The sequence below is a fragment of the Levilactobacillus lanxiensis genome (assembly GCF_016861655.1).
Taxonomy (GTDB): Bacteria; Bacillota; Bacilli; order Lactobacillales; family Lactobacillaceae; genus Levilactobacillus; species Levilactobacillus lanxiensis.
This window is the reverse complement of sequence record NZ_BOLN01000011.1, coordinates 1-17,473: the sequence shown is the minus strand read 5'-3', so window position 1 is coordinate 17,473 and position 17,473 is coordinate 1. Positions and strand designations below refer to the sequence as shown.

General features: G+C 52.9%; 14 protein-coding genes, 1 tRNA gene and 1 rRNA gene. 4 read left to right on the top strand and 12 right to left on the bottom strand.

The window, feature by feature from the left end:
* Positions 1-92 precede the first annotated feature (92 nt).
* Complete coding sequence (helD, locus tag JUF22_RS12340; RefSeq protein WP_203646705.1) at positions 93-2,399, top strand: RNA polymerase recycling motor HelD; 2,307 nt, start codon at positions 93-95, stop codon at positions 2,397-2,399.
* 53 nt (positions 2,400-2,452) lie between these two features.
* Here the strand turns inward: helD and JUF22_RS12335 are convergent, their stop codons facing one another.
* The 5 genes from JUF22_RS12335 to JUF22_RS12315 all read right to left on the bottom strand — a co-directional run bounded on the left by JUF22_RS12335 (position 2,453) and on the right by JUF22_RS12315 (position 8,527).
* Complete coding sequence (locus tag JUF22_RS12335) at positions 2,453-2,914, bottom strand: hypothetical protein (protein WP_203646702.1); 462 nt, start codon at positions 2,912-2,914, stop codon at positions 2,453-2,455.
* 542 nt (positions 2,915-3,456) lie between these two features.
* The gene (locus JUF22_RS12330) at positions 3,457-4,638 is read right to left on the bottom strand and encodes a cation:proton antiporter (RefSeq protein ID WP_203646700.1); all 1,182 of its coding nucleotides are present in this window, start codon (positions 4,636-4,638) and stop codon (positions 3,457-3,459) included.
* 100 nt (positions 4,639-4,738) lie between these two features.
* The gene (locus tag JUF22_RS12325) at positions 4,739-4,927 is read right to left on the bottom strand and encodes a hypothetical protein (RefSeq protein WP_203646699.1); all 189 of its coding nucleotides are present in this window, start codon (positions 4,925-4,927) and stop codon (positions 4,739-4,741) included.
* 944 nt (positions 4,928-5,871) lie between these two features.
* Positions 5,872-7,206, bottom strand: coding sequence for a dihydrolipoyl dehydrogenase family protein (locus JUF22_RS12320; protein WP_203646697.1), 1,335 nt, complete (start codon positions 7,204-7,206; stop codon positions 5,872-5,874).
* 55 nt (positions 7,207-7,261) lie between these two features.
* Positions 7,262-8,527 (bottom strand): MFS transporter, encoded by a 1,266-nt coding sequence (locus tag JUF22_RS12315; RefSeq protein ID WP_203646696.1) that lies wholly within the window; start codon positions 8,525-8,527, stop codon positions 7,262-7,264.
* 187 nt (positions 8,528-8,714) lie between these two features.
* On the opposite strand from JUF22_RS12315, the gene JUF22_RS12310 reads away from it, so the two are divergent.
* The 3 genes from JUF22_RS12310 to JUF22_RS12300 all read left to right on the top strand — a co-directional run bounded on the left by JUF22_RS12310 (position 8,715) and on the right by JUF22_RS12300 (position 10,411).
* Positions 8,715-9,161, top strand: coding sequence for a DUF3290 domain-containing protein (locus JUF22_RS12310; protein WP_203646695.1), 447 nt, complete (start codon positions 8,715-8,717; stop codon positions 9,159-9,161).
* Between the two features lie 3 nt (positions 9,162-9,164).
* Positions 9,165-9,803, top strand: a complete 639-nt coding sequence (locus JUF22_RS12305) for a DUF421 domain-containing protein (RefSeq protein WP_203646694.1) — start codon at positions 9,165-9,167, stop codon at positions 9,801-9,803.
* A 77-nt stretch (positions 9,804-9,880) separates the two neighbouring features.
* Positions 9,881-10,411, top strand: coding sequence for an NUDIX hydrolase (locus JUF22_RS12300; RefSeq protein WP_203646693.1), 531 nt, complete (start codon positions 9,881-9,883; stop codon positions 10,409-10,411).
* 88 nt (positions 10,412-10,499) lie between these two features.
* Here the strand turns inward: JUF22_RS12300 and JUF22_RS12295 are convergent, their stop codons facing one another.
* The 7 genes from JUF22_RS12295 to rrf all read right to left on the bottom strand — a co-directional run bounded on the left by JUF22_RS12295 (position 10,500) and on the right by rrf (position 17,431).
* On the bottom strand, positions 10,500-10,685 hold the full coding sequence (locus JUF22_RS12295) for a hypothetical protein (protein ID WP_203646692.1): 186 nt from the start codon (positions 10,683-10,685) through the stop codon (positions 10,500-10,502).
* A 125-nt stretch (positions 10,686-10,810) separates the two neighbouring features.
* The gene (locus JUF22_RS12290; protein WP_203646691.1) at positions 10,811-14,059 is read right to left on the bottom strand and encodes a MucBP domain-containing protein; all 3,249 of its coding nucleotides are present in this window, start codon (positions 14,057-14,059) and stop codon (positions 10,811-10,813) included.
* A 154-nt stretch (positions 14,060-14,213) separates the two neighbouring features.
* Entirely contained in the window at positions 14,214-15,065 is an 852-nt protein-coding gene (locus JUF22_RS12285) for a C39 family peptidase (protein ID WP_203646690.1), read from the bottom strand.
* Between the two features lie 17 nt (positions 15,066-15,082).
* On the bottom strand, positions 15,083-15,985 hold the full coding sequence (locus JUF22_RS12280; RefSeq protein ID WP_203646688.1) for a C39 family peptidase: 903 nt from the start codon (positions 15,983-15,985) through the stop codon (positions 15,083-15,085).
* Positions 15,986-16,000: 15 nt separating this feature from the next.
* On the bottom strand, positions 16,001-16,786 hold the full coding sequence (locus JUF22_RS12275) for a CAP domain-containing protein (protein WP_236000780.1): 786 nt from the start codon (positions 16,784-16,786) through the stop codon (positions 16,001-16,003).
* A 382-nt stretch (positions 16,787-17,168) separates the two neighbouring features.
* Positions 17,169-17,241: transfer RNA gene (locus JUF22_RS12270), tRNA-Thr, on the bottom strand.
* Between the two features lie 73 nt (positions 17,242-17,314).
* Positions 17,315-17,431, bottom strand: a 5S ribosomal RNA gene (rrf, locus tag JUF22_RS12265).
* Positions 17,432-17,473: the final 42 nt, after the last annotated feature.

Genomic DNA, 17,473 nt, shown 5'->3' with positions numbered 1-17,473 from the left:
ATGGCGACAATCGAAGGGGGATTGATTGACACGGCCGGGGAATATGACTAAACTTGTTAGGCACTTTAGCCTAGCAAAAGGAGGCGGTCAGTTTGACCACCAGCGAAGAAGCACAGGAACAACAGCGCGTCGACCGCGTGGCAAATGAAATTGGTAAGCGCATCGCGAAGACCGATGCCGATTACAACGCCGCGCACCAAGAATTGCGCAACGTCCTGCAGAATTATAGTGAAAACACCTCGGTCAACTGGTTTGAAGTCGATGACCGAATCGAAACCAGTGCTGAACTGCAACAACAACGGGCGCTGGTCTCCCGGCTGACTGAAAACCAAAACATTATTCAAGACCAATTGGATACCTTTAAGGAACTCCAGAAGTCCCCTTACTTTGGTCGCATTGACATCCAGGATCCGGGCGAAACGCAGTCCGAATCCCTCTACATTGGGACCGCCTCATTCGTCGACGATGACCAGAACTTTCTGGTCTACGACTGGCGCGCGCCCATTTCCAGTATCTACTACAACGGGGTGTTGGGGAAGGTCGCCTACAGCACGCCAGCCGGCGACCAACAGACCGACCTCTTAAAGAAACGGCAATTTTTGATTCAAAATGGTCAAATCGAGAGCATGTTTGACACCAACGAGACCGTGGGTGACGAGATGCTCCAGCATGCCTTGGGCGAGCAAAACGACGCCACCATGCAAAACATCGTCGCGACCATTCAGCGGGAACAAAACGACATCATCCGCGATACCAAGAGTGACCTCCTGGTGGTCCAAGGGGTGGCGGGGTCCGGCAAGACGTCCGCCATTTTACAGCGAATCGCCTTTCTGCTGTACCACAGTCGGCGCGACTTAGAGGCCGACCAGATTGTGCTGTTCTCGCCTAACCGCCTGTTCAGTCACTACATCAGCGACGTACTCCCCAGCCTGGGTGAGCGGAACATGCGGCAGGTCACGTTGGCAGAGTTCCTGACGCAACGGTTCCAGGGGCTCAATGTACAAACACAATTTGAACGCTATGAGGCCGATCAGGAAAAACCGGTCAATCTGCCCCTGCGCAATTTCCGGGAGAGCGCGGCCATGATGACGGCGGTCAAGGACTACTGTTACCAGTGTTCCCCGGCTGATTTGAAATTCACGGACATTCGCTTCAAGAGTCGCGTCTTCTTCAGTAAGGAAGAAATTCGCGATATCTACAGCCAATTTCCAGACGCCACGGCGCCGGCCGACCGCCTACTCCGGACGAAGAACGCCCTGGAAAAGCGGCTCAAGCACCGCATTGCCGATGAGGCCAAGGAGGACTGGGTCCGCGATACCATCGACCAGCTCAGCGATGAAGATTACCACAATCTGTTGGGTGAAAAACACCTCGGCCAATTCGAACAGTTGGACGATGAAATTGACTTCATTGCCCGTCAAATTGTTCGGCGGCGCTTGCGGTCGGTCGACGATGCCATTTACAACGGCTACTTCTTGGACGCCTACAGCCAGTACACGGCGTTTCTGGAGCAATGCCCGCTACCGGATGACGTTTCCGCTGCCGACTGGCAAACGGTCGTCGATGCCTACCAACACGACATCGAATTTCACCGGCTGGCGCTGACCGATGCGGCACCGTTGCTCTACCTGCGGGACATTCTCGCGGGTGGCGGGGCCAACCACCGGATGCAACACCTGTTTGTCGATGAGATGCAGGATTATTCGATGGCCCAACTGATTTACCTGCAACACGCCTTCCCGCGGGCCAAGCTCACCCTGTTGGGCGACAGCGAACAGGCCCTGTTCAAGGCCGTGGAAGCACCGGAAGCCATTTTGAAAAAGTTAGACGCCGCGTTGAACGTCAAACGGTCTCGGCTGATCACGTTGCGGCGGTCCTACCGCTCAACGCTACCCATCACCACGTTTGCCAAGGCGCTCCTGCCCGATGGTGATCAGATTGAAGCCTTCAACCGGCCGGGCGACCTGCCGAAGGTGATCATTCGTTACGATGCCGCGGCGGCCTTCAAGGCATTGGCCCACGAGCTGAAATTAGAGCTCGCGACCAACGGCACCGTGGCCATTTTGACCAAGAGCACGTCGGAAGCCAAGTACGTTTACCAGGAGCTTCACCGCGACTTCGACATCACGCGGCTGACAGACACCGACCGTTCCCTGCCAAAGGGCATCGTCGTCCTGCCAATCTACCTGGCCAAGGGCCTCGAGTTCGACAGTGTCATCGCCTACAACGTGTCCGCGGAGAACTATCCCGATGAGCAGCTGACCGGGACGCTCTACACGATTGCGTCGCGGGCCATGCACCACCTGACCCTGCTGTGCATCGGCGCGGCCTCCCCGCTGATTGCCTCCAACAAGATTCCCGCGTCAGACCTAACGATCGAACACGAATTTCAAAATTAACTGAAATTAAAAAGTCTCACCAGCAGAAATTGTTGGTGAGACTTTATTTTTACCTATGATAAGCCGGCTGGTGCCTTCATCGTGGCGAAGGTCGCCTTGCGAACATATTTTTTATAACCCTTGTAGAAGTGCAATTGTTGCTTGGTCACCTTGACCTTGTACGTCATGCGCTGACCGTCAAACTGGACCTGACTGCCCTTGGGTGAATACTGAATGCCGGATAACCGGTAAACGTGTTTGCCTAAGGATTGATATTTCAGCTTTTTCAAGCCATACCCGGGCAGCCGGTAGTAGCGTTCGCTGGTGCTGTCATAGCCAAATAGATTCCCCGTACTCTTTGACTTGCTGTAGGTGATGTAGGCCTTGTTGTCGTCCTTACCGTTGTAAAACCAGGTGTGGCGCAAAACCTTCGGCGTTCCCGCGTGCCACGTCGCCGCTTGGGCTGACGACACGTTGTTTGCCGTTAAGCCGAGGGTGACGGCTGCCAATCCGATTAAAAAATAGGGTTTCTTCATGATTATTCCTCCCGTGAAATGTTCCGCGCTGCGTCTGGCTTTCCCTAAATTTACGCGTCTTCCCCCGATAAAGCAAGTCTTTCACTGGACTGAGGGTTTCTATGGCTGGTTCTTTGTCGTTCCCGGCGGCGGGCTCAAGTGGGCCTGCTATGGGGTCGGTTCCAGACTGAGGGGCGGTCTTCCACCTCGACTTTGAGCCAAAGAACGGTCTCAAAGGTCGTCCCGTGTTCTAGGCTGGGAAAGGACCCCAGCCAACAACACCGACACAGCTGGCCAACTTGGCCCACCTCTGGTCACTCAGACTCGCCGTAGAACCCCCAATCCAGCAGACTAGCTTTTACACGACCTTGTATTCTGATTGGGTTGCTCCTGCTCAGGCCCGCCAGCGTGGGGATGCTGATTTGGCTTGGCTGGCAACTACGGCATCCCGGCTGGCATTCACATCAGTATTACCGCTACATTGGCTTTCCTAAAGCTTAAAGGCCCGGCTAAATTCATCACGAATTTAGCCGGGCCTTTAACTAACTTTTTCAACTATGCTGTTAGACCGCCTGTTCCAGCTGGCCCTCTGGCATATGTTTCAATGCCTGTTTCAATAACAAGGGGGCGATGACGGTGGCTAAAATAATGACCAGAATCATGGCGGAGTAGTCGCTGCCACCGAGCAGACCGGCTTGATGCCCAATCTGGGCGGTGATCAACCCCATTTCGCCCCGGGCAATCATGCCGGTACCAATCACGGTACTGCTGCCCATGGTAAACCCGCTCAAGCGAGCACCCAAGCCACAACCAATTAACTTGGTTACACAGGCCAGCACCGTTAAGATTGCGATGATGCCTAAGTTATCCGCTAAATGGTTTAGCGTCATATTTAACCCGACACTCACGAAGAAGACTGGAATGAAAATGGCATTACCCAATGGTTCCACGTGGTCGGCCAACACGGCACGGTATGGCGTATGCGCCACCGCGATGCCGGCAAAGAAGGCACCAATCGCCCCGCTCAGACCGACCAAATTGGCAATCCAGGCCATACCCAGACAGATGACCATCGACATGATGGTGACACTGGAGGCCATCACCAGGCGTTCGCTCAAATGCATTAAGTACGGGGCCACCCATTTGACCAGGATGTACGTGCCGCCAAAGAACGCGACCTGTTCCACCAAAACCAAGGCCAGCGCTGGCTGACTCCCGGCCGTCTCGATGCCCTGACTCGCCAACAGGCTGATCATTAAGGACAGAAGCACCACGCCAATAATGTCGTCGGCCACGGCCGCCCCCAAAATCGTGGCGCCCTCCCGCGTCGTCAAAGCGTGATATTCCTTCAACACCGCGACCGAAATGGAAACGGACGTGGCGGAGAAAATCACCCCGATAAAGAGGGATTCCAACGGTGTAAAGCCCCACCACCAAGACGTCAGCCCCATCAGTGTCACCGGAAAAATGACGCCAGAGGTTGCCACCACAATGGCCGGGCGCAGATATTTCATCAGTAACTGCAGGTTGCTCTCCAGCCCCCCGAGAAACATCAAAATCACCACCCCGATATCGGCAAATAAACTAACTAAGCTGTTGAGCTGTACCCAGTTTAGCAATGCCGGTCCGACGATGATACCTACTAGCAACTCCCCGATAACTGCTGGAACGCCCAGGCGGTTCGCTAAGTTTCCCGCCAGCGTCGTCAGTACCAGGATTAAACACAACGTTCCTAGAAATGCCACGCGGATCCCTCCTTCAATAAAATTTAATAAATTCTATCATACGCCACATTTGAGCAACACAAAAGCACCACCGGAAACTTTTTGGTGGTGCTTGCATAAGCTATGCCTGATGATGCGGCCGACAAGACCAGCCCAAAACCAGCAATCCCCACAAAATGGCCACGCCTTCCGCCGTCAAATCCACAGCGGATTGCCGCGGATAGATCAGTAGCCAACTCGCCGCGGGTAGTAACAAAAACCAACTAAACAGAAAACTGCACACGCGCTTTTCCCGTTCTAACCCCCACATTAGCCAGTCCCCCTCCTGGAATTGCCGCTAGTGTACCACGCTCACGAAGCCGTAGTGGCCGCTAACCATTCAGTTACTTGGGTAACCGCGCAATCTGAAAATGGCTTTGGTCTTAGCTGGCCGTTCCCGGCGGTGGATTCAAGTAGCCCTGCTGTGGGGACCGGTGGCGGCCTAAAGAGCGGTCCGCCACCTCGCCTTTGAGCCCAAGCCCCGGTCTCAAGGTCGTCCCGTGCTCTAAACTGAGAAGCCCCCTCAGTTAAGACCACCGACACAGCTGGTCAATTTGATCCACCTCTGGTCACTGATACTGGACAACTATTTTCTGATAGTTATTGTAACTTCTAAATAGCTAATCTCAAATCAACCACAAAAAGGCCCAACCACTTCACAACAACAGAAGTAATTGAACCAATAATTTAATGACAACTCAAATAAACTAGGCTTGTCGTAAAAGTGACCAGAGGCAATCCACGAATTAGCCCTCCTCAGTCTAGTAAATAACCTAACTTAGGCAATGACCACCCAAACAGTCGACAAACAACGCAGACCGGCTACTCGCAATTCAGCGGGCCAAACCAGTGTCAGCCGCAGGGCTGGGAAAACTGGGCCGGTCGTGGGAGTGTCCAGAGGCGCGCCACGAATAAGCCCTCCTCAGCCTAGTAAATAGCCTAACTTAGGCGATGGCCACCCAAACAGCCAAGACCAACAACGCAGACCGGCTACTCGCAATTCAGCGAGCCAAATCCGTGTCAGCCGCAGGGCTGGTGAAAATGAGCTCAGCCGTGGGAGTTACCTTAGCGGGTTCCCCGCTTAGGTAACTGCTATCTTTGAGACGCGTTTCTCAGCGGCTCAAAGTAAGCCTGGAGACCGCCCTTCGGCTCCAGGCGCGCGCCCACAGCGTCACGGCTCATTTTCACCAGCCCGGAGGCGCTGATTTACCCCGCTTAATTGAAGTAAGTGAGATCTGAAGCTAGCGTTGGATAAGCCGTGATCATCCGGTTGATATCCGCCGTAGTCATGTGGTTTTGAATCACAAAGTCCAGGTAGTTAATCACCTGCTCGGCCTCGCTACTAAGTATCGTCGCCCCCACAATGTCACCGCTAATCTGATTGACCACGACTTTGATTCGCGCCGCCGGGTCCTGAATCCGTTGGTAACTGTACCAGTGCGTCAAATCCAGGTCCGTGACGTGATACTTGTCGGGTGCCGTTGCCGCTTCAGCGGTTGTGACGCCGACCTGGGCCAGTTGCGTTTTGCCGTAAACGACGGACGGAATCGCCGGATAGACGATAGCCGCCGCATCTCCCGTTGCCAGGGTATCCGCCAGGTACTGGCCCTCGTAGCCGGCAACCGGCGTCAACTTAGGTTGTGGCCGGTCGACCACGTCGCCGATGGCAAACACGTGGTGGTTGGTCGTCTGGAGCTGGCCATTGACCTTGATTCCGTGCCGACTGGTGACCACGTCAATTCGTTCCAGGTGCAGGTCCGTGATGACCGGCGTCCGGCCAGCCGTGGCAAAGACTAAGTCTGACGTCCAATTCTCACCCGTGGCTGTCGTGACACGATATTGGTCATCCGCTGGCGTCACCTCGGTGATGTCGGTGCTTAATTTAACATCGACCCCCTCAGCGGTTAACCGAGCCAATAAGTCCGTGACCAGGTCGCCGTCGAAGGCCCGTAATGGCCGGTCACTGTGATGCACCAGGTGGACGCGACTACCCGCGGCGTTTGCAATGGCCGCCAGCTCAACGCCGACAAACCCAGCGCCCATCAGCGTAATGTCGGCCGGAAGATTGTCCAGGTCCAGGAAGTCATTGCTGGTCCGCAACCACTCCTGCCCCTTGATGGCGGGTAGATGGGGTTCTTGGCCGGTCGCAATGATCCAGTTCGTCGCGGTCAGCTGCGTCTCCCCCACGGTCAGCGTGCCGTCGGCGTTAAAGCTAGCGGTGCCGTGAAAGTTAGCGATGCCAGCGGACTGTAACCCACCCTGGGTGCCACTTGGAATTTTAGCCGTGTATGCCCGCTTGGTGGCCATTAAGGCCGGCCAATCCAACTGGGGCACACTGGTGAGGCCGTGACCCTGAAGCGCTTCACTGCGCCCCTGAGCTTCCACCGCGGCCATCAAAATCTTCTTCGGGTCACATCCCCGGTTGGGACAGGTGCCACCCCACAGGTCCTTTTCCACAACGGCAACGTTCATCCCCCGCGCATGTAACCCATAAGCTGCGGCTAGGCCACCGGGACCGCCACCGATGATGACAACATCAAATTCTTGCATGTCAGACGCCTCCATTTCGTGTTGATTACGCTTCCGAGTTTAGCACGAAAATGGGTCAATCAGGCGTATTTTGCTCCGCGCTGGCATGCCGATGAATGGCCAGGTAATTTCCGCCAATGTACAAGACGATGACGATCCCGGTCACCAAATAAATGGGTCCCGCGGAAACCTTTTGAAAAGCAAACCCGTAAAACGCCGTCCCCAATGGCAAGGCCAGTTGCAACAGCGTGGAAAACGTTGAACCGACTCTTCCCAGCAATTTGGTGGGCACGGTCATCTGCATGTAGACCGACATCGGTGTATTGACGAAGGCCAGGACACCCCCGATGATAAAGGAGATACCAATCAGACTAGCGACCAGGATGAAGCTGGAGATGGGCACCAGAAAGAGCCCGCCGATGACGCCAATTAGAACGCCCAACAGCATGGCTAACCGCAAGACGGCAACCAGCACATTTTTAAAACGAGGCAGAACCGACAGGACTAAATTACCGACCAGGACCCCACCGGCAAAGGCACTTAAAATCCAGCTCAAGCGGGCGTTGCCCAGGTGGCGGGTCTGTACGATGGCGTACGGCAAGCCGACGTCAATCGAAGAAAATAAGAAATTTAGAAAAATGCCAATCGTCACGATGGTAAAGAGCGTAAAGTGGCGGCGAATGAAGACTAGGCCCACCTTAAATTGTTCCCACTGGGTCTTGTCCGTGTCTGCCGCGTCTTCGTCCGTGACTTTTAACGGATGGAAATGCATGCTCAGGGCAATCAACCAGGTTAAGCTCTCGGCCACGATTTCGACTGCAACGATTCCCTCAAAGCCAATCCAGCCATACAACGCAGCGGCCAACACCGGCGAAATCAGTTGAATTCCAGCCGTTGCCGCCTGCTCAATCGTCGCGAGCGTTTTAATGTGCTCGTCATTGACCAGCTCGTGGATGGACGCGGTATAGGTCGTCGAGGTGACCTTGTCTGCGCAGGCAAGGATGGTTAGCACGACAACCGCCAATGCCATGACGTTGTTGACGCGGTTCGCTAACAACGCATAACCAACGAACGCCAGCAAAGCCACGCCACGACTGGTCAATAGGAGTGGCTTATGGCGCCGGCAATCCACTAAGTTGCCGACTGGCATGACTAACAGTAAGCCTACCAGTGGATAAATGATCGACCCCAAGCCAAAGCTGATGGCAGAGTGGGTCGTATGTAACAGCATGAGTCCCAGGGCAAAGCTGAAGGTGTCGCCACCAAGCGTCCCGATGATGTCGCTGCTAGCGGCCTTAACAATTTGAATGACCGACTGGCGATTCGTGATTTGAACGTCCATGGTGGTCCCTCCTAATGTAAATATTCTCATTATACTCTAATCATTTCTTAATTAAAATATTAATTGCTAGGTTGCCAAGTCAGTTTAATATCGAACACTTGAAACGACTTCTCCGCAAACGTGGTCCGACCCGCCACCGCCATTTCGTGATAAAATAACCCCTAGTAACTATTGAAGGGAGTACACGATGACATTCTATACTTATGGGTATCTAACCAATCATCACAACACCTGGCAATACGCCCGCATCGGCCTATTAATTGCCCTCTTGATTGTTTTCATTGGGTTGTTCGTTTACTACTTACGCCACCGGTGGAACGTCAAATATAAAGATATGAGTATTATTACCGGGACCCTACTTTTACTCGTGCTGGGCTTTCAAATCAACAGTCTGGTCTCCTTACGGTCGGCAACCGAACAGACTGGTGAGATTACCAGTACCGTCACGACCGTCGCCAAGCAGCTCCACGTAAAACCCGCGCAGTTGGCGGTCAATGCGACCAATACGAATACCAATTTATTGATCAAGGCCCCGCAAGGCTACTACCGGTTGGATTACAACGCCGATGGGTCCGCCTACGTTTTGGAAAAGGTCCAATTACACCGGCCGAAAATCACACTTATAAAGGAGTAAGCTATGTTCGTTTATTCAGATGTTTTCGTTAAACTGCTGGTTGGTTTTATTTTTATGACTCTCCTGATTAATTTTTCGGGGAAGGGTAACCTGGCCCCCACCTCCGCTATCGACCAAGTGCAGAACTATGTTTTAGGGGGAATCGTTGGTGGGGTCATCTATAACTCGGCCGTGACCTTAATCCAGTTCATTATGGTGTTGCTGATTTGGTCACTGCTGATATTGGTCACCCGCTACCTCAAGATTCACGTCCGGGCCGTTGGCAAATTCATTGACGGTGGTCCCATCACGGTGATTCGTAACGGCCAGCTACTCGTCCATAACTGTTTAAAGGCCAATTTATCTGCCAAGGAAATTGATTTCAAACTCCGAACGGCGGGCGTTTACCAGATTGATGATGTTAAACGGGCTATCGTCGAGCAAAATGGGAGTCTGACCGTGCTTCGGCAGGGTGACGGCTCCATTCGCTACCCCGTCATCGTGGATGGGCAGATTGACTACGACGTTTTGGAATTGATGAGCCACGATGAAACCTGGCTTCTGGCGCAGCTGAAGCAACACGACGTTCAGAACGTGCGGGACGTCTATATGGCTAAATACGAAAATCACCAGTTTGAGATTACCCGCTACGATGAAGCCTAACCCATTCAGTCAATTTAACAGTCAACGTTTTGTCCTAAAAGTGGTACGCTAGACTAAAAGGTAAGGAGATGACCGGCATGGCCGCGGATCGTTTAAGTGAGTATTGGGATATTTATAATCGGCGCCTACAACGCGTCGGCCAACAACAGCGACGTAATCCCGTGCGAGCCGGGGAATTTCACCTGGTCGTGGACGCCTTTATTTTTAATCCAGCCGGCGACGTGCTCTTACAAAAACGGTCGCCCAACAAGCTGAACTTTCCCGATTGCTGGGACTGCTCCGTTGGGGGTTCCGTGGTCGCTGGCGAAACCATTACGGCTGCCATGCACCGTGAAATGTCAGAGGAACTGGGACTGGATTTACCGGTCACACCGGCGGATAACTACTTACTCCAGCCCCATTCTAACTGGATCGAAGCCTGGTTCGCCTTTCAAACAGACCAACCAGCAAGCGCACTGACGATTCAAACGGAAGAACTCCAGCGAGTCGCCTACTTTGATCTCCCAACCGCCCACGAACATCTCAAACAAATTGGCTTCAACGCCTACACCCAGGAACTTCAACGCGCCTGGGCGCACATCCAGCAACACAGTCAAATTAATTCGTGACATCAAAAAAGGTATGGCCTCGTCGACTGACGGCCATACCTTTTATTTTTCCTACTCTTTGGCGTTGCTAGCGCTTATCTTACTTCACTTATTTTTGTTGGCGCCCCCGTAGCACCGCCAACAGTGTTCCCAGCCAAACCAACGGTGTCGCTGGTTGTCGTAGCGGGACTCCCCCAGTCCGCAACGACTTGTGCGCATCCTTAGCTGGTGCCATTTTGCCACCCTGCCCGGTCGTTATCCCAGCAACCGGTGCTGTCGGCTTCTTTGATCTCATAGCCAGCCTCCCATAATTTTCCAAATTTTCGTCTTTCACTACATCAGGTAATCATTGGACTTATATTCTGCTCAACTTCTATTTTTTCAGTAATGCCTAACACTTCTATTCTGCGTGTTACCCTGCTAGTTCTGACGTCGTTTCCGGTTGACCAGTTTCCAGCCACCTAACGTGATGACCGTTAGCAGAGCTCCTAACCAAGCAGCAGATGACTGTTGTTCGTTGGCCTGTGGTAAAACACCGTTCGCAGTCTGACCACCAATTGTATTGCCACTGTGGCCGTAACTGCCGGAACCGCTACCGCCAGTTGAACCCGTTGAGCTGGTTGAACCAGACCCGCTGTAACTTACCCCGGTTGGCGCATCGTCGTTGGTCGATGACGTCCCACCCGTTAACGTGTCTGCAGCGGAACCTGTAACGTTTTGGTCGCCCGTATCATCGGTATTCTCAGTGCCAGTCACGCTGCCAGTTTCGCCGGTTACGCCGCTGCTAGTACCATTGCCAGTTGTTCCCGTGCTAACGTCGGTCGTGCCGTTACCTGAGCCGGTGTTGTTTCCGGTTCCAGTACCACTGTTGTTATTGCCGGTGTTGTGATCATTACCATTGCCAGTGTTCCCACCGCCCTGGTTACTGCCATTAGCATTGCCCGTATTGGAACCGGAACCGCCGGTATTGCCGGTGTTGCCATTTCCGCTGCCACCCGGGTTACCGGTATTATTGCCAGAACCACTACCGTTGCCAACGCCAGTGTCGTTGTTGTTGCCTGAGTTGGACCCGTTGCCGGTGTTAGAGCCATTGCCTGTATTGGAACCATTACCGCTACCAGAGCCATCTCCGTTGCCGGAACCGTTCCCGTTGCCAGAACCATCTCCGTTACCGGAACCATTGCCGTTGCCGGAACCATTCCCACTACCGGAACCATTGCTGTTGCCGGAACCGTTCCCGTTACCGGAACCGTCTCCGTTGCCAGAACCGTCTCCGTTGCCAGAACCGTCTCCGTTGCCAGAACCGTCCCCGTTACCAGAGCCATTCCCGTTGCCAGAACCATCTCCGTTGCCAGAGCCATCTCCGTTGCCAGAGCCATCTCCGTTACCGGAACCGTTCCCGTTGCCAGAGCCATCTCCGTTACCGGAACCATCTCCGTTGCCAGAGCCATCTCCGTTACCAGAACCATCCCCGTTGCCAGAGCCATCTCCGTTACCGGAACCGTTCCCGTTGCCAGAGCCATCCCCGTTACCAGAGCCATTCCCGTCGCCAGAACCGTTCCCGTTGCCGGAACCATCTCCGTTGCCGGAACCGTCTCCGTTACCAGAGCCATTTCCATCACCAGAACCGTCTCCATTGCCAGAGCCGTCTCCATTGCCAGAGCCATCTCCGTTACCGGAACCATCTCCATTGCCAGAACCATTCCCATTCCCGCTACCGGAACCATTGCCGTTGCCGGAACCATCTGTACCGGTATCATTTTCGTCCCCGTCATTGCCGCCGCCAGAACCAGAACCGCCATCGCCGGAACCATCCGAACCGTCAGAACCATTGTCCTCACCGTTACTACCGCCGTTGCCAGAACCGCTACCACCAGGACCAGTCACGTTGCCATCGTTACCGCCTGAGCCAGAGCCGCCGTTACCGTTACCAGTGTCGGAACCACCATCACCGTTTCCAGCGTCGGAACCGCCATCGCCATTCCCTGAGTCGGAGCCGCCATCGCCATTCCCTGAGCCGGAACCGCCATCGCCATTCCCTGAGCCGGCACCGCCATCACCGTTCCCAGAGTCGGAACCGCCATCACCGTTCCCAGCATCGGAACCACCATCGCCGTTCCCAGCATCGGAACCACCATCGCCGTTCCCAGCATCGGAACCACCATCGCCGTTCCCAGCATCGGAACCACCATCGCCGTTCCCAGCATCGGAACCACCATCGCCGTTCCCAGCATCGGAACCACCATCGCCGTTCCCAGCATCGGAACCACCATCGCCGTTCCCTGCGTCGGAACCGCCATCACCGTTCCCGGCATCGGAACCGCCGTCGCCATTCCCGGTGTTCGTGTCACCATCACCGTTGTTATCACTACTATTGGAACCGCTATCATTTCCATCCGCTTCATAAACGAAGGTCACAGCTTGCTTTTCCTCGGTAAACGTCCCACTTGCTTGGCCCTCAACCTTTTTCAGTTTGTAGCCCGCAATTTTCTTTTCTTCCGCCGTATACGCCACACCTAAATTGTCCTTCAACACGACGTCCTCGCTCAAGGTCTTGCCGTTTTCATCAACGTAAGAAACCGTGACCGGCGCTGGATAAACATGGGATGAGTAGGTGTCAATGTACGTCCAAATTGGCTTGCCATCATCCCCTAATACTTCACCGATCATAGCGTACCGGTTATCTTGACCGGCGTTGGCAACCTTACCTTCCCCAATCGTATCCGTCTTCCGCACCTTTTCCTGGACAGCTAAATCCTTGAAGTCCAAGCCATAATCCTGGGTGTTTGGCGTTGCCTTGCCCCCGCTGAACCGTGGCTTGTAGAAACGCGTCGTCATTTGCCATTCTCCCAGCTCGTTGCGGTATTCCTGATAGTAGGAGGTGATGCCAAATTCTTGGGCGGCAGTCATTTGCTTCTTCGTCCCATCGACCCAGGTGAAGTCGTTGTCCAGATGGGCGTTGACCGTTTGGCCCTTCAACCGGCTGTTCTCGGTAATAACCTGTCCGGAAAGCTTCAAGACCTCAAAGTTCGTTCCCTTCAGTGGTGAGAAATCTTTGATGCGACAGCCTTCCAGCCGAAGCACCGACAGTTCAGGTAATCCAGCCAACGAGCTAACGTCCCTGATCATGTTGTTACTCAGGTCGACTGACTTTAGCTTGTGGAGCCGCTCAAGTTGCTTCAGCCGCGTAATTTTCCCCTGTCCCTGACAAACGGGCTTTTCACCAGCGGAAAAGTGGTTCTTGTCATCAAAGTTCCGAACGGACCCATCCAACGAAAGTTCTTCCAAGTCGGTAAAGTATTTCAACCCGTTCAAGGTGAATTCACCCGTCGGAATATTGGTCCCGTAAATGGTATTCTCCGTTGAAATGGACAATCGCTTGATATGGGCAACGTCTCGTACTTTTACTTCAGAAAATTCATGCCATTTTTTTCGGCTTTGATTTTCGCGATTAAGCGCTTGCAAAACAATTTCTTGTAAATAGGTGTTGGTCATTTCCTTGTCCAACCGGTCGCCAGGTTTTAAATCACCCGTTTCGACCACGCGGTGTTGGGCGTCCAACGTTGCGGCAAAGACGTGCTTACTTTGGTCATCCGTCATCAGCATTCCGGCCCCCACCAGAGTCGCTGCCGCCGTTAACCATAAACTTGTGCGTACGTGTTGTGTCATTATCTTTTCCCCCAAAATTTTTAAATTTAATTGTCTGTTGTTCTCTCTCCGATAACCAATATCCTATCAGGTTGATACGCAGAAGGAAACACAATTCGTTGTGCACAATCAAAAAAGGAACCACCGCCTTCGAACGGTGATTCCCTTTTTTAAATTAACGTACCGTAATTGCCCGTGAATGCCGGGATTGGTACACCTTCATAAAGTTTGACGATTTTGTCCAATAAGTTTTATTTGGCCAGCTCTTTTTCATGTACGGATCAGCAACTAAGAATTGACCATGTTGATACCCAACAAGCGCTAAAACGTGATAAGGACGGAATCCCTGCATGCGCCAAGCCCCTGAGAAAATCACGGCATTGCCGCGTTTGATTTCCGTGATCAGCTGTTGCTTGCTGGCACCGGTAATATTTTTGGCCTGCGCATCATACGTTTTGGTATAGGCCGTTAGCGGTTTGGGATAAATGGTCCGGGTCTCCCCTGGACGACTCTCCGTGTACGGATTGCCCACGAATCCCTTGCTAGGGGTCTTGGCCTTGGGCATCTTAGTGATGATGGTCTTCAGGCTGGTCTTGGTCGCAATTCCCTTGACCGACAGCGCCATCTTCATACTAGCCGCCTCGCACGCATTGGGCGCGTATAGCGGGTAAAGTTGACTGGTGTAGGTGTACGGCAGGACATAACGACTGGTGGTCTTCAATCCCTGGGCGTTGAGCCAACCGTAATTGTGCCCGCGCCGGCTGATCTGAAAGTACGTGTCGTTCCCTTGCTTGGCCACCCGATCCACTTGGACCAGTTGCCCGCTCAACTTTCCCGTCTTGCCCAACGCTTTAGCTTGCTTGGTGTACGGCTGGTTCCATAACCGCCAGCCCTTGCTCCGGACGATGCGGGAATTGTAGGTTCGACCAGATTTAACGGTATAACTGCTAGCACTGGCCGCTTGGCTCAGTCCCAATAACCCGAAAGCAACGACAAATCCGGTAAAAATTTTTGGCCACTTTGACATGTTCATTCTCCTATCTCTTACTGTACCGCAACGGCGAAATGTTTGTAATTATAACTCCGCGCAAATTTCTTGGCGCTGACCCAATATTTACCATGGTTCGGGTCGGCCACGTGGTACGCCCCAGACTTATAGCCATCGAGCAGCATGACGTGGCTGTTGTTGATGCCAGTCCCCCAGAAGTAATGGCCATACTGGGCCTTGGCAAAGTGCAAGGTCACATAGACCACAACGGGATTATGTAGCCGGAGTTGTGCGCGTAATTGGGCTAACTTGGCACCACTAATATTCTTAACCGGCTCGTACCGGTTCCCCCACTTGGCTAACGGTTTAGGGAAAATGGATTGGAACACCCCGGGCGTGACCTTATAAGGACTCCCAGCAAACCCATTGTTGGGATTATTATTTTTACTACGGGGTAGGTGTTTCATAAAGGCGACCAGCCCGGTAGAAGTCAAAACACCTTTGTAGTGTAGGCCCTCAAGTAAACTGGCCGACTCGCACCCCATCCAGGCCTTCACTGCCTGCTGACTCACATAGGGAGCGCCGAGTTTAACGGTCTTGGGCGTCTTGAGGTAGTGCGCCCAGACCCAGCCACTCACCGTCTTTTTAGTTTTGGAACTGGTCGACGTCACGTAGTTATACCGATACTGCTTGCCGTTCGCCTTTTGAATAACCGCAGACTTGCTAACGATCCAAGCCGTGCGCGGGTAATTCTTCAACTGATGAGTCGCCGTTAAAGTTAACACCTGGCCAGTGGTCCTAAAGGCGTATAACTTACCCTTAACGTTACCGGTCACTTTACCAGACCGCGTCACCGATTTTTGTGAAACAAGTTGCTGGTTACTAGCGGCTTGTGCGGTTGCGCCCAGCCCCAAGACTGCTAAACCGGCAGCAAGTCCTAAACTAAGTTGCTTAAACATGTGCGATCTCCTAACTTAAATTTGGAATAATTGTGCCATCATGGCCGAGCCATCAGAGGCGAAGCTAAAGCCCACTTGGCTATAATGTGCCCAAGTATTCAGTTCCGTATTCCGATGCAACTTATCAACCGTCATCAGCTCGTTGACAGCCGTCTGGGCAGTGCCCTTGTAGGTGATGTTGCCCTTGGCGTTGTAGACCAGCGTGGCACCAAGACCCCCAACCATCATGCCAGCTGGTGTGTAGTAGGCTGGCAATTCTGCCATGGTCTCGGCATAGCCACTCATCTTGGCGTTGTAGGATTTACCGTTAGGCCGAACATGGTCGTCACGAATCCAGAGTTCATGGGCGCGGACGTTCACCTTTTTCAGCAGGCTCTTCCGGTGCTTCAATGGTTGAACCCCTTGTTTCTTCCGATAGGCATTAAACTGCTTAAGATAACTCGCAGCCACTTTCTTATTGAGGACGGACTCCTTCACATAGGTCACGGTCACCTTGGTAGGCACTTGACTGTATTTGTAGGCCTTCTTCAATGAAAACGGCACGTAGCCTTTGATCTTTTTAACGTACCCGGTGCCGCCGTTACCAAAAGTCCCAGTCCCGCTAGCGCTAAACTGACTGCCATAAGCCTGAACCGTGGCGCCGGTCGTCGTGATCTGCTTGGCGGGTTTGAGTGTCTTGCCCGTCGTTGATTGGTAATGTACGGTCATCTGTTTTGCCGGTTGCGTCGTGGCTGCGAATCCGCTAGTCGTACTGAGCAAGCCCAGTAACAAGCCAACCGCAATTCCCCATTTAGTTGTCAAAATTTCATCCTCCTTAAAAATAGTTACAGCTAAAGTATACAGCCGGTAACGCAAGGAAGACAAGGCTTCCCATAACATTAACTGCTCTTATTCTAAGTTATTCACCCTGTGGCGTTTATCCTGGTATTCTGCCTTTCATTCCGCATTAGAACAATGCACAATACCCAGTGGATCATTAAGATTCTGATGTCGCTTCACCACACCATATCTTGCAGCATAACTGGCATCATCGATTTTAAGAATTCAAAAACGGTTCAAAAACAACGCGCAAAATCTGCGCAAACTTTTTGGAATCCAGGTCCCAATAGACAAAAGGAACCGCACCGGAATACGACTCCAGTGCGGTTCCTTCTAAACGAAAACCGGCAATTCCTTATTGATAAGCCGCTTATTGGATTTGAACCAACGACCTCTTCCTTACCATGGAAACGCTCTACCTTCTGAGCTAAAGCGGCATAAGTCCATTATCGCGAACTTCGCAGAAAATGGCAATAAAAAAAGAACCCAATCACTGGGTTCCTTACGTTTGCGTGGCAACGTCCTATCCTCGCAGGGGGCGATCCCCCAACTACTATCGGCGTGCTAAAGCTTAACTTCCGTGTTCGGCATGGGAACGGGTGTATCCTTTAGGCTATCGCCACCACACTATAAGAGAACTTATTCCCTCAAAACTAGATATCATCAAAT

Coding starts and splice junctions, on each gene's coding strand:
- JUF22_RS12290 (WP_203646691.1), bottom strand. CDS start 14,059: ATGACACAACACGTACGCACAAGTTTATGGTTAACGGCGGCAGCGACT.
- JUF22_RS12310 (WP_203646695.1), top strand. CDS start 8,715: ATGACATTCTATACTTATGGGTATCTAACCAATCATCACAACACCTGG.
- JUF22_RS12320 (WP_203646697.1), bottom strand. CDS start 7,206: ATGCAAGAATTTGATGTTGTCATCATCGGTGGCGGTCCCGGTGGCCTA.
- JUF22_RS12335 (WP_203646702.1), bottom strand. CDS start 2,914: ATGAAGAAACCCTATTTTTTAATCGGATTGGCAGCCGTCACCCTCGGC.
- JUF22_RS12325 (WP_203646699.1), bottom strand. CDS start 4,927: ATGTGGGGGTTAGAACGGGAAAAGCGCGTGTGCAGTTTTCTGTTTAGT.
- JUF22_RS12300 (WP_203646693.1), top strand. CDS start 9,881: ATGGCCGCGGATCGTTTAAGTGAGTATTGGGATATTTATAATCGGCGC.
- JUF22_RS12285 (WP_203646690.1), bottom strand. CDS start 15,065: ATGTCAAAGTGGCCAAAAATTTTTACCGGATTTGTCGTTGCTTTCGGG.
- JUF22_RS12280 (WP_203646688.1), bottom strand. CDS start 15,985: ATGTTTAAGCAACTTAGTTTAGGACTTGCTGCCGGTTTAGCAGTCTTG.
- JUF22_RS12295 (WP_203646692.1), bottom strand. CDS start 10,685: ATGAGATCAAAGAAGCCGACAGCACCGGTTGCTGGGATAACGACCGGG.
- JUF22_RS12305 (WP_203646694.1), top strand. CDS start 9,165: ATGTTCGTTTATTCAGATGTTTTCGTTAAACTGCTGGTTGGTTTTATT.
- JUF22_RS12315 (WP_203646696.1), bottom strand. CDS start 8,527: ATGGACGTTCAAATCACGAATCGCCAGTCGGTCATTCAAATTGTTAAG.